A 12678-nucleotide genomic window follows, 5' to 3' on the forward strand; every position below is an offset into this window, starting at 1 on the left:
CCCGCTCCCTAGAACGACAGGCCGGCGCGGTTGCGGCGCAGGTCGGCCTCGACCATCATCTGGCACAGCTGCTCCAGCGTGGTTTGCGGCTTCCAGCCCAATTCGCTCAAGGCCTTGCCGGCATCGCCAATCAAAAGTTCCACTTCGGCCGGGCGGTAGAATTTCGGGTTGACGCGCACCAGCACGCGGCCGGTTTTCCGGCACGTGCCGGTTTCGTGCTCGGCGGCGCCGCTCCAGGCCAGGTCGATCTCGACCGCTTTAAATGCCATGGTGACGAAGTCGCGCACGGTCTCGGTGCGGTTGGTGGCCAGCACGTAGGTGTCGGGCGTGTCGGCCTGCAGGATGCGCCACATGCCTTCCACGTACTCTTTCGCATAACCCCAGTCGCGCTTGGCGTCCATATTGCCCAGCTCGAGCACGTCCTGCAGGCCGAGGTGGATCTTGGCCACCGTGTCGGTGATCTTGCGGGTGACGAATTCGCGCCCGCGCAGCGGCGACTCGTGGTTGAACAGGATGCCCGAGGCGCCGAAAATGCCGTACGACTCGCGGTAGTTCACCGTCATCCAGTGCGCATACAGCTTGGCCACGCCATACGGGCTGCGCGGATAAAACGGCGTATCCTCTTTTTGCGGCACGGCCTGCACCTTGCCGAACATCTCCGACGTGGACGCCTGGTAGAAGCGGATCTTCGGGTTGACAATGCGGATCGCCTCGAGCAGGTTGACCGCGCCCAGGCCGGTGATTTCGCCGGTGGTAATCGGCTGGTCGAACGACACGCCCACGAAGCTTTGCGCAGCCAGGTTGTAGATTTCGTCCGGCTGCACACGCTGGATCAGGCGCGTGACGGAAGACAGGTCGGTCAGGTCGAATTCCACCAGTTCCAGGTGCGGATGCGACGCGATGCCCAGCTCCTCGATACGCCAGAAGTTGACCGAGCTGGTACGGCGATAAGTACCAGTGACCAGGTAGCCCTTGTCGAGCAGCAGCTGCGCCAGGTAGGCGCCGTCCTGGCCGGTGATGCCGGTAATAAGGGCTTTCTTCGAGTTCGTCATGGTGTGAGCGTGGCAACAATAAGATCGATGATTGTAACCGAGTGACCACCCCTGCCCCGCGCGGTAGCTCATACGCTTACACTCGTTACATCCGGTTACAGTCAGGTTGATACCGACGAAAAAAAGCCGCTTCCGGAGAAGCGGCTTTTCTCGCTGGCAAGTGCCAGGCGGGGATTACGACTTGCCGGCCACCGCATCGACCACGCACAGCGCGGTCATGTTGACGATGCGGCGCACGGTGGCCGATGGCGTCAGGATGTGCACGGCCTGCGAGCAGCCCAGCAGGATCGGACCGACCGCGATACCGTTGCCGGCCGCCGTTTTCACCAGGTTGTAGGCAATGTTGGCAGCGTCGATGTTCGGTGCGACCAGCAGGTTGGCGTCGCCGGTCAGGGTCGAATCGGGCATGATGGCGTGGCGCAGTTTCGAGTCGAGCGCGGTGTCGCCGTGCATTTCGCCGTCGATTTCCAGGGTCGGATCGAGCTGTTTCACCAGCGCCAAAGTGGCGCGCATTTTTTGCGCCGATTCGCTGTTGGACGAACCGAAGTTCGAGTGCGACAGCAGTGCTGCACGCGGCGACAAACCGAAGCGGCGCATCTCTTCGGCAGCCATCACCGTGATCGCGGCCAGCTCTTTGGCGTTCGGGTTTTCGTTGACGTGCGTATCGACCATCACCAACTGGCGCTCCGGCATGATCAGCACATTCATGCCGGCGTACACGCAAGCGCCGTCACGCTTGCCCAGCACCTGGTCGATGTATTTCAGGTGCAGCTCGGTGGTGCCGAAGGTGCCGCAGATCATGCCGTCGGCGTCGCCCTTCTTGATCATCATGGCACCGATCAGGGTGTGGCGGCGGCGCATTTCCAGCTTGGCGTATTCCTGGGTCACACCGGCGCGCGAAGTCAGCGCGTAGTACGACTGCCAGTAGTCGCGGTAGCGGTCGTCCTGGTCCGGGTTGATGACATCGAAGTCCACGCCGTGTTTCAGGCGCAGGCCGAACTTGGCGATGCGCGCTTCCAGCACGGCCGGACGACCGACCAGGATCGGGCTGGCCAGTTTTTCATCGACGATCACCTGCACCGCGCGCAGCACGCGCTCTTCTTCGCCTTCGGCGTAGACGATGCGTTTGAGTTCCTTGGCGGTCTTCTTGGCCACCTGGAACAGCGGCTTCATGAAGGTGCCGCTGCGGTACACGAACTGCTGCAGGCTGTCGGCGTACGCTTGCAGATCCTGGATCGGACGCGTTGCCACGCCCGAGTCTTCGGCCGCCTTGGCCACGGCCGGCGCGATCTTGATCAGCAGGCGCGGATCGAACGGCATCGGGATCAGGTATTCCGGACCGAACGACAAATTGGTGAAACCGTAGGTGGTGGCGACGATGTCCGACTGCTCGGCGTGGGCCAGCTCGGCGATCGCGTGCACCACGGCGATTTCCATTTCGCGCGTGATGGTGGTGGCGCCGCAATCGAGCGCGCCACGGAAGATGTACGGGAAGCACAGCACGTTGTTGACCTGGTTCGGGTAGTCCGAACGGCCGGTGCAGATGATGGCGTCGTCGCGCACGGCCTTGACGTCGTCGGGCAGGATTTCCGGGTTCGGATTGGCCAGCGCCAGGATCAGCGGGTTCGACGCCATCGACTTGACCATGTCCTGTTTCAGTACGCCGCCGGCGGACAGGCCCAGGAAAATGTCGGCGCCAGGGATGACTTCGGCCAGGGTGCGGGCGTCGGTCTCGCGGGCGAAGCGTTCTTTGTCCGGGTCCATCAGCTCGGTGCGGCCTTTATAGACCACGCCAGCCAGGTCGGTCACGAAGATGTTCTCGAGCGGGAAGCCCAGGTCGACGATCAGGTCCAGGCAGGCCAGGGCGGCAGCGCCGGCGCCGGAGACGACCAGTTTGCAGTTCTTGATATCTTTGCCGACCAGCTGGATGCCGTTCAGGATGGCGGCGCCCACGATGATGGCGGTGCCGTGCTGGTCGTCGTGGAAGACCGGGATCTTCATGCGTTCGCGCAGCTGGCGCTCGATGTAGAAGCACTCTGGCGCCTTGATGTCTTCCAGGTTGACGCCGCCGAATGTCGGTTCCAGCGCGGCGATGATATCCACCAGCTTGTCCGGGTCGAGCTCGTTGATTTCGATGTCGAAGACGTCGATGCCGGCGAATTTCTTGAACAGTACGCCCTTGCCTTCCATGACAGGCTTGGCGGCCAGAGGACCGATGTTACCGAGGCCCAGCACGGCGGTGCCGTTGGTGATCACGGCCACCAGGTTGCCACGCGCCGTATATTTATAGGCAGCGGCCGGGTCGATGACGATTTCTTCGCAAGGCGCAGCCACGCCCGGGGAGTAGGCCAGCGCCAGGTCGCGCTGGTTGGTCAGTTGCTTGGTCGGCGTAACACTGATTTTGCCGGGAGTCGGGAACTCGTGGTATTCGAGTGCCGCGAGGCGGAGTTGTTGACGAATTTCTTCTTTCTTCTCTGCTGACGAATCCATGCTTTACTGCCTTCCTGTTTGTGCGGTCGGAAAGCTTACGATTTTATCAGACCCAACTTTGAGCAGAAGTAGGTATTTTCACGCAGAGTGATAATGGATATCAGCATTTCTTATGATGAAAACGACAAAATCGCCGAATTTTTGGCGCTTTTAGGCACTTTAGCCGCATAGATGCTTCCATATAATCCTTTTTTGGCAATTATGGGATTTACCTATCCAAATGCCGAGTTCCATTGAAAATAGCAATCAAGGCGTTGTGATCGGCGCAGCGGACGCCGTTTACAATGGCGGATGCTCTCCGAATTCGACCTCATACAAGAATATTTCCAGCGCCCTCATCACGCCACGCGCGCGACCCTGGGCATCGGCGACGACTGCGCGCTGCTCACCCCTGCGCCCGGCATGCAGACGGCCATCTCGTCCGACATGCTGGTCGAGGGCCGCCATTTCTTTGCCGGAGAAAATGCACTGCGCCTCGGCCATAAAAGCCTGGCCGTCAACCTGTCCGACCTGGCCGCCATGGGCGCACGCCCGGTCGGTTTCACGTTGGCGCTGGCCTTGCCCAGTGCCGAGCGCGACTGGCTGGCCGGTTTCTCGCAAGGCCTGTTCGCGCTGGCCGACGCCCATAACATCGAACTGATCGGCGGCGACACCACCCGCGGCCCGCTCACCATCTGCATCACCGTGTTCGGCGAACTGGCGCCAGGCCGCGCGCTGCGCCGCAGCGCCGCCCTGCCCGGCGACGATCTCTGGATCTCCGGCACCCTGGGCGACGCCCGCCTGGCGCTGGCTGCCTATCGCGGCGAACTGGCCACGCCGCTCACCGATGCCGAGCATGCTTTGGCAGCGGTGCGCATGCATACCCCCATCCCGCGCGTGGCGCTGGGCGTGGCGCTGGCGGAGTCCGGCATGGCCCACGCGGCCATCGATATCTCGGACGGCCTGGTGGGCGACCTCGGACATATATTGAAACGCTCGGGTGTGGGCGCCACGCTCGACGTCGATGCGCTGCCGCCGGGCCAGGTGCTGGCCACGCAGAATGCCGCCTTGCGGCGCGCGTACTGCGCTGCCGGCGGCGACGATTACGAACTGTGCTTCACGGCGCCGGCCAGCGCCCGCGCAGCGATCCTGGCCATCGCCGGCAGCACCGCCACGCCGGTCACGCGCGTGGGCAGCATCGATGCGCAAGCCGGCCTGCGGCTGGTCGATGCGCAAGGCGCGGCGCTCGACCTGGGGTTAGCGGGCTTCGATCACTTCAAGTCCTGAACCACCGCAGCGGCGACGTCTTTCACATCCACCGCCGTCTCGTCTTCCTCGGGCAGGCCCACCTTGCGGCCGCTGCCCTGCATCAGCCAGTAATGGTGGAACGCCAGGCGGATGTTGTCGCGCAGCTGCACGTCGTCCCACGGCTTGGTGTAGAAGCGGTAGATGGCGCCCCGGTTGATCGACTCGAGCACGGCGTCCACGCCCAGGTAGCCGGACAGGATGATGCGTATCGTCTGTGGATACAGGTCCTTGACCTGGCTGAGGAACTCGGTGCCGCTCATGCCGGGCAGGCGCTGGTCGCACAGGATCACCTGCACGTCGTGCAGCGCCAGCTGCTCGAACGCTTCTTCCGCGGTGCCGGCCATCAGCACGTTGTAGCGGTCCGGCTCGAACAACTGGCCCAGCGCCCACAGCACGTCCGGGTTGTCGTCCACGATCAGCAGGGTTTGCGCCGGTTGCAGCGGCGTGTCCGGGTCCACCGGCAGGCAGCGGCCCGATTCCACCAGCACGCCCATGTCGCGCGGCGCCACCGGGCGGCTGAAGAAATAACCCTGGATTTCGTCGCAGCGGCCACGGCGCAGGTATTCGAGCTGGCCCCGCGTTTCCACGCCCTCGGCGATCACCCGCAGCTTCAGGCTGTGCGCCATGCTGATGATGGCGGTGGCAATCGCCGCGTCATTCGGATTGGTGGTGATGTCGCGCACGAAGGCGATATCGATCTTGAGCTTATCGATCGGGAAGCGCTGCAAATACGCCAGCGACGAGTAGCCGGTGCCGAAGTCGTCGATCGCCACCTTGATCCCCAAGGCTTTCAAGCGCGTGAGGACGTCGATGGTGCGCTCGGTGTTGGACATCAGCGCGGTTTCCGTCAGTTCCAGTTCCAGCAGTTCGGGCGGCACGTCGTGGCGCGCCAGCGCACCGCGCACCACCTGCTCCAGGTCGCCCTCGGAGAACTGCCGGCTGGCGACATTGACCGCCACCCGCACCGCCCCCACCGAGCCGCGCAGCCAGGCGCCGATCTGGCGGCAGGCTGCGTCGATGATCCAGTCGCCGACCTGCACGATCAGCCCCGTGTCTTCCATCACCGCGACGAAATCGGCCGGGTGCACCAGGCCATAGCCGGGCCGCTGCCAGCGCAGCAGCGCTTCGGCGCCGGCAATCGCCCCGGTGTGCAGGTTCACCTTGGGCTGGTAGTACAGCAGCAGTTCGTCGTTTTCGATGGCGCGGCGCAGGGCCAGTTCCAGGTCCAGGCGCGCCAGCACCTGCACGTTCATGCCGGGTGTGAAAAAGCGGTAGCCGTCGCGGCCAGCCTGCTTGGCGCGGTCCATGGCGGTGTCGGCGTACTTGATCAGGGTTTCGGGGTCGCCCGCGTCGTCGGGATACATGGCGATGCCGATGCTGGCGCTGAGCACGGCCTGGTGACCATCGAGATCGAACGGCGTGCGCAGGGTTTCGCGCACTTCGTTGGCCATGTGGACGGCTTCCTGCTGGTCGCGCGGCATGGTCATGATCAGCGCGAACTCGTCGCCGCCAATGCGGCCCACGGTGTCGCGCAGGCGCGCCGTCTGCATCAGGCGATTTGAAAACTGGCGCAGCAGCTCGTCGCCGGCGCTCGATCCGAGCATGTCGTTGATGCCCTTGAAGCGGTCGAGCGCGATCATCAGCACCACCACCCGGCATTTTTTCTTTTCCGCCGACGCCAGCGTATCGGCCAGGGTCTGGAAGAACAGCGTGCGGTTGGGCAGGCCGGTGAGGCTGTCGTAATGCGCCATGTGCTGCAGCAGCTCTTCCGACTGGCGCCGTTCGCTCACGTCGCGCGCCACGCCCAGCAGCACGGCGGCTTCGCCCGGACGCTTGAGCAGCTGCCAGTAGATTTCCACCGGCACCGAGACCAGGTCGTGGCGCATCAATTCGCCCTCGGCCAGTTCGGGCGCACGCGGCTGGCCGACGGCGGCGGCGTAGTCCTCGAGCCGCAGCGCTTGCGCGCGCAGCGACGCCAGCGTACCGAGACCGAGCCGGCTGGCGGTCTGGCCGAGGATATCTTCACGCGTGTAGGCCAGCATGCGGCAGGCGCCGTCGTTCACGTCAAGCAGTTCGGCGGTGGCCGCGTCGAGCAGGAAGATGGCGTCGGCGGTGGCGTCCATGGCGCTGCGGAAGCGTTGCAGTTCGGCGGTCCGTTCGCGCACCGTGTGTTCCAGCCGGGCGTTGTAGTCGCGCGCCTCGCGGTGCAGCAGCCGCACTTCAAGCATGTTGCGAATGCGCGTGAGCACCTCCACCGGGTCGATCGGCTTGCTGAGAAAATCGCGCGCGCCAGCTTCGAGCGCCTGCACCTTGTGGTCGGGCTGCGCCGTGACTACCAGCACCGGCAGCCACGCGCCTTTTTCGAGCGGGCGCAATTGCTCCATCACTTCAAAGCCGTTCAGGCCCGGCATCTGCATGTCGAGGATGATCAGGTCGTAGTGGTGCTCGGCATGCAGCGCCGCCACCTGGTGCGGATCGGTGGTGGAGCTGACAGCTTGATAGCCGGTCGATGTCAGCAGGTATTCAAGTAGTTCCACGTTGACCGGCTGGTCGTCGACGATCAGTATGCGGGCATGGAAGATGTCGGTCTCGCTGATCATAAGGCGCCTCCTGGTTGGCCTGTAAGACCGGCTGCGTTGGTCGGCATAGTCCGTCTGAGTGTACGCATGTTCGACATGGGGGTCTAATGAATTCAAAGAATATTGGCGCGCGGAGAAATTCGTAGTGCACCGCTGGCAACGATTGCGAACTGCATGGTACAGTGGGGCCACCCTTGACCGCCACACCAAAGGAGAGTTCCATGAGCAGCGACACCATCCTCGCACTGGCCGCGCAAGTCGGCAAAGCATTGCAAGAAAAGGGTTTGATACTCACCACCGCCGAGTCGTGTACCGGCGGCGGCGTGGCCCAGGCCATCACTGAAATCGCCGGGTCCAGCGACTGGTTCGACTGCGGCTTCGTCACCTATTCCAACGCGTCCAAGACCGAGATGCTCGACGTCTCCGCCGCGCTGATGGCGCAGATGGGCAGCGTTTCGGAGGAAGTGGCGGCCGCCATGGCCACCGGCGCGCTGGGCGCGAGCAACGCCCACATCGCGCTGTCCACCACCGGCATCGCCGGCCCCACCGGCGCCGTGCCGGGCAAGCCGGTGGGTACCGTGTGCTTCGGCTGGGCCAACGGCGACAGCGTGCATACCGAACGCCTGGTGTTCGCCGGCGACCGCAAGGCCGTGCGCGAGCAGAGCGTGATCCACGTGTTGCAGGGTTTGCTCCGCTTTATCAACTAAAACCGTGTGAAGGCAAGGAAATATTGCCTTCCAGCCATAAAACAATTACTCTCGTCGGGGCGGCGATTTTCCCGACGATTCAGGAGTGATTCAGATGCAAAACACGGTACATTTTATTCTCCAGGGCAAAGGTGGCATCGGCAAGACGCTGGTGTCCACCATTCTTGCGCAGTGGATCGCCAGCAAGGATGTGGCCGAGGGCGCGCAGCCGCTGCGCTGCTACGACACCGACCAGGAGAATGCCACCTTCAGCCGCTACAAGGCGATGGCCGTCAAGCATGTGCCGGTGATGACCGACAGCCGCAACATCGACCCCAAGCGCTTCGACGCCCTGATGATCGACATCCTCGAGCAGGAGGGCAACTGCGTGATCGACAACGGCGCCAACACTTTCTCGCCGCTGATGGGCTACCTGCTCGAAAACGACTGCTTTGCGCTGCTCGAGGAATCTGGCCGCAAGGTGTATATCCACACCATCGTCGGCGGCGGCGATACCTTGCACGACACGGCAATGGGCTTCGTCTCCACCGCCAAGGCCACCAAGGTGCCGCTGGTGCTGTGGGAAAACGAGCATTTCGGCCTGCTGCAATCGGCGGCCGGCAAGCAGTTCACCGAATCGCAAACCTACGCCGACAATTCGTCGCGCGTGCGTGGCCGCGTGGTGCTCTCGGCGCGCAATGCCGACACCTTTGGCGCCGACATCAAGAAAATGAACACGGCGCGCCTGACGGCGGCCGAAGTGCGCGAGAGCGACAAGTTCAACCTGATGGAAAAGCAGCGCATCAAGGTCGTGTTCCGCGACCTGTTCGAGCAACTCGACAAGGTGGAGTGGTAAGCGCCCATGGCCATGGATCAGCACAAGCTGCGCACCCTGGTATTTGAAAAAACCGGCGTCAAGATCGATATCGACGACCCGGTATTCGCCCTGGTGGCACTGAACGAAGCGGTGCTGGAAGACGCGGTGGAGCGCCACATCGCCGCCATCGACAGCGCCACCCGCGAACTGGTCCGCCGCGCCCGCGACGCCGGCGGCCTGGCGCCGGAACGCAGCGTCGAGCACGACGCTTCCAACGAGCTGGACCTGGCAACCAGTGCCTCCTCCGCCTCCCGCGCCGCCGCCGATCCTGCGCCCGTCCCCACGCACGCAGCGGGCACTGGAATCACCCGCCACGAATGGCGCCTGCTGGCCGCCGCCGCCGGCGTAGCCGTACTGTCGGCGCTGCTGGTGCTGGGCGGCCAGGCCGCCTTCACCAAGCCCGGCTTGACCGCAGCCCAAACCCAGTCCCTGCAAGAAGCCGAACGCCTGAAAACCGCCATCAACCAGCTCGAGCCCAAGCTGCGGGCCGAGGTGCAGGCGCAGCTTCCGAAATAAGCGAATCGAGGATACACCCTACCTGCTCCGTGGTTACTCCTCGATTTTTTCGTGCTAACATATGAACACCTATTCATATGACGAATCATGAGCTGCCAACACGACTATTCCGGTTGCGATCCCGCCATCGCCCAACTTGCTGACCTGTTCCACTTGCTGGGTGACCCGACCCGGCTGCGCATCGTGCTTGCCTGCGTGGCGGCGCCGATCGCGGTCAGCGATATCGCTACCTCACTTGACTTGAGCAGCTCGCTCGTCAGTCACCATTTGCGCCTGCTGCGCGCCGCGCGTATCGTCAAGTCCGAGCGCCAGGGCAAGCAGGTGTTCTATTCCGCCGCCGACGCCCATATCAGCGACGTCCTCAACGATATGCTCGAGCATATCGCCGAACCTTCCAACGGGAGCGACGCATGAGCAAGCACCACGACCACGCCGGCCACGGTAATCACGATAGCCACAATAGCCACGACCACCAGCACAAGCATGAGCATGGTCACGATCACAGTCATGATCAAGCAGACCAGGGCAAACCAGCCACAAGCCACGGTGGTGGGCACAATCACGATCACGGCCACGGGAAGCCAGCCGCAGGCCACAGCCATGGACACGATCACAGCCACAACCACGGCGGTGGCCACCACCACCATCACCATCACGGCGATCCCAACACCATGGGCCGCGCGTTTGCGATCGCCATCGTGCTCAACCTCGGCTTTGTCGTGGTGGAGTTTTTCTACGGTTACCTGGCCAACTCCACCGCGCTGATGGCAGATGCCGGCCATAACCTGTCGGACGTGATGGGCCTGATGCTGGCGTGGGGCGCGGTGATTCTGGCCAGGCGCCAGCCCAGCGCGCGCTATACCTACGGCCTGCGCGGCACGTCGATGCTGGCGGCGCTGTTCAACGGCATGCTGCTGATGGCCGCTTGCGGCGTGATCGCTTTCGAGGCGGTGCAAAAACTGGTGACGCCCGATCCGGTGGCCGGCCTGACGGTCTCCATCGTGGCCGGCATCGGTATCCTGATCAACGGTTTCTCGGCGTGGTTGTTCATGTCGGGCAGCAAGGACGACATCAATATCCGTGGCGCCTACCTGCACCTGGCGGCCGACGCGGCGATTTCACTGGGGGTATTGCTGGCAGGGCTGGCGGTGCGCTACAGCGGCTGGAACTGGATCGACCCGGTGATCAGCATGGTGATCGTGGCCATCATCGTCTGGAGCACCTGGGGCTTGCTCACGCAGTCGCTGCGCATGGTGCTGGCGGCGGTGCCCGATAACGTGGACCGCGCCGGCATCGAGCAATTCCTGCGCGACCAGGCCGGCGTGAGTGCCGTGCACGACCTGCACATCTGGGCCATGAGCACGACCGAGAATGCCCTGACCGCGCAACTGGTGACGCCGGCTGGCTATCCGGGCGATGTGACGGTGGATACCATCAGCCAGACGCTCAAGGACAAGTACGCGATTCATCACAGCACCTTGCAGGTGCGGCTCGGCGCAATGCCGCAAGAATGCTGCCTGCAAGTGCCGAGCGCAAGGAGCGCCTGACAAGCCCTCCATGGCGGCGTTGCAGCGTCTGGCAATATTCGCGTACTGGCGCACTGTCTTCGTCGCTGCGCCTTGCTCTGGACGGTTGTCAGGCGCTCGGAATTATTCCGGCTTACTTGACGTCAATAAGTTCAACGTCGAAGATCAGTGCCGAGTTCGGTGGGATGCCGCCGCCCGGTGCGGCGCGCGAGCCATAGGCCAGTTCCGATGGAATGATCAGGGTGCGCTTGCCGCCCACTTTCATGCCGACGATGCCCTGGTCCCAGCCCTTGATCACGCGGCCGGTGCCAAGCACGAAGTCCAGCGGCTCGCCGCGCGGAATCGACGAGTCGAACTGGCGGCCACGCATATTCTTTGCCAGCGGACGATACAACCAGCCCGTGTAGTGCATGTAGACGGTCGCACCGCTGGTCGCTTCGCGGCCGGTACCCACCTTGGTGTCGTTGACGATCAGCGATTCGGCGGCCGGGCCCGGCGTGGCGGAACCGACCACCACTGGCGCGGCAGGCGTGGCCGCAGCAGCCGGGGTTGCAGGTGCAGCAGGTGCAGCCGCAGCCGCCGGTTCAGCAGGAGTTTGCGCCTGGGCCGAGAAGGCCGCCAGCGCCAGCAGCGTTGCTGCAAAAACGGAACTACGCTTCATAGATTGATTCTCTCTCTCTGGGTGACTGGGGACGGCACGCGCACGTACCGGCGCCCGCCATGATAGCAAACCTATCCCGCGTGTCGGCTTAATTCCCGATGGTACCGTCTGCCGCTACCACCGCTGCCGGCGCAGCAACTGGCTCAACGGCCGCTGGCGCGGCAGGCGCCGCCAACTGGCGCAACACGTGGCCGGCCGCCACCATGCCGAAGGTGGCGGTGACCACCATGGCCGAGCCGAAACCGGCGCAATTGAGGCCGGTGATGCCGCCGCCGGCATCCACTGCGCACGCGTCGGCCGGTTCCGGGTACTTGAGCGGCTCCATCGAAAACACCGCATCGACATGGAACCTGGTTTTCTCGCCACGCGGAAAACCGTACTCGCTGCGCAGCAGGCGCCGCACCTTCTTGAGCAGCGGCTCCTGCTCGGTGCGGGCCAGGTCGCGCACGGCGATCTGGGTGGGATCGGTCTGGCCGCCGGCGCTGCCGATGATCACCAGCGGAATCGCGTGGCGGCGGCAATGGGCGATCATGGCGGCCTTGGCCTTCACGCTGTCGATGGCGTCCACCACGTAGTCGAACTTGTCGGTGCCCAGCATGGTGTCGAGATTGTCGGGCGTGACGAAATCCTCGACCTGGTGCACCACGCAAAACGGGTTGATCTGGGCGATGCGCTCGGCCAGCGCGTGGATCTTGGCCTGGCCGACCGTGCCGCTCAGCGCCTGGATCTGGCGGTTGATATTCGATTCGGCCACGTTGTCGAGGTCGATCAGGGTCAACTGGCCGATAGCGCTGCGCGCCAGCGCCTCGACGATCCACGAGCCGACGCCGCCCACGCCGACCACGCACACGTGGGCGCCGCGAAAGCGCTCGAGCGCCGGGGCGCCATACAGGCGCGCAATGCCGCCGAATCGTCGCTCGAAGTCGACTTCGTCCAGATTAAAGGTTGAATTGGTATCCATCCCGCCATTTTAGCGGACACTGCAAGAAAAATTATTCTAGAAT

The 12678-nt window shown here is 63.7% G+C and carries 11 protein-coding genes; 6 read left to right on the forward strand and 5 right to left on the reverse strand.

Annotation, left to right across the window (positions count from 1 at the left end; translation table 11 throughout):
- Nucleotides 1-8: 8 nt before the first annotated feature.
- Entirely contained in the window at nt 9-1052 is a 1044-nt protein-coding gene (gene gmd, locus F8197_RS25945; protein ID WP_152884759.1) for a GDP-mannose 4,6-dehydratase, read from the reverse strand.
- 174 nt (nt 1053-1226) lie between these two features.
- Nucleotides 1227-3542, reverse strand: coding sequence for an NADP-dependent malic enzyme (locus F8197_RS25950; protein ID WP_056137957.1), 2316 nt, complete (start codon nt 3540-3542; stop codon nt 1227-1229).
- Between the two features lie 291 nt (nt 3543-3833).
- Between F8197_RS25950 and thiL the strand changes: the two genes are divergently transcribed.
- Nucleotides 3834-4808, forward strand: coding sequence for a thiamine-phosphate kinase (gene thiL, locus F8197_RS25955; protein WP_152884760.1), 975 nt, complete (start codon nt 3834-3836; stop codon nt 4806-4808).
- Here thiL and F8197_RS25960 read toward each other — a convergent pair.
- Nucleotides 4793-7429: an EAL domain-containing protein gene (locus F8197_RS25960; RefSeq protein ID WP_152884762.1), complete on the reverse strand. Its 2637-nt coding sequence runs from the start codon at nt 7427-7429 to the stop codon at nt 4793-4795. The genes thiL and F8197_RS25960 overlap by 16 nt on opposite strands.
- A 200-nt stretch (nt 7430-7629) precedes the next feature.
- On the opposite strand from F8197_RS25960, the gene F8197_RS25965 reads away from it, so the two are divergent.
- From F8197_RS25965 to F8197_RS25985, 5 genes are all read left to right on the forward strand, one after another.
- Nucleotides 7630-8115 (forward strand): CinA family protein, encoded by a 486-nt coding sequence (locus F8197_RS25965; RefSeq protein WP_056137961.1) that lies wholly within the window; start codon nt 7630-7632, stop codon nt 8113-8115.
- A gap of 94 nt (nt 8116-8209) precedes the next feature.
- Nucleotides 8210-8950 carry a hypothetical protein gene (locus F8197_RS25970; protein WP_056137963.1) on the forward strand — a complete coding sequence of 247 codons (741 nt, stop codon included), beginning with the start codon at nt 8210-8212 and terminating at the stop codon, nt 8948-8950.
- Between the two features lie 6 nt (nt 8951-8956).
- The gene (locus F8197_RS25975) at nt 8957-9487 is read left to right on the forward strand and encodes a hypothetical protein (RefSeq protein WP_082488510.1); all 531 of its coding nucleotides are present in this window, start codon (nt 8957-8959) and stop codon (nt 9485-9487) included.
- An 87-nt stretch (nt 9488-9574) separates the two neighbouring features.
- The gene (locus tag F8197_RS25980) at nt 9575-9901 is read left to right on the forward strand and encodes a helix-turn-helix transcriptional regulator (protein WP_019923818.1); all 327 of its coding nucleotides are present in this window, start codon (nt 9575-9577) and stop codon (nt 9899-9901) included.
- Nucleotides 9898-11034, forward strand: coding sequence for a cation diffusion facilitator family transporter (locus F8197_RS25985; RefSeq protein ID WP_227012427.1), 1137 nt, complete (start codon nt 9898-9900; stop codon nt 11032-11034). The genes F8197_RS25980 and F8197_RS25985 overlap by 4 nt, the downstream gene beginning before the upstream one ends.
- Before the next feature lie 112 nt (nt 11035-11146).
- Here the strand turns inward: F8197_RS25985 and F8197_RS25990 are convergent, their stop codons facing one another.
- Together F8197_RS25990 and tcdA are read right to left on the reverse strand one after the other, a co-directional pair.
- On the reverse strand, nt 11147-11674 hold the full coding sequence (locus F8197_RS25990; RefSeq protein WP_152884763.1) for an FKBP-type peptidyl-prolyl cis-trans isomerase: 528 nt from the start codon (nt 11672-11674) through the stop codon (nt 11147-11149).
- A gap of 88 nt (nt 11675-11762) precedes the next feature.
- Entirely contained in the window at nt 11763-12635 is an 873-nt protein-coding gene (gene tcdA, locus F8197_RS25995; RefSeq protein ID WP_152884765.1) for a tRNA cyclic N6-threonylcarbamoyladenosine(37) synthase TcdA, read from the reverse strand.
- Nucleotides 12636-12678 lie beyond the last annotated feature (43 nt).

The sequence above is a fragment of the Duganella sp. FT27W genome (genome assembly GCF_009295655.1).
GTDB classification, from domain to species: Bacteria; Pseudomonadota; Gammaproteobacteria; order Burkholderiales; family Burkholderiaceae_D; genus Rugamonas; species Rugamonas zoogloeoides.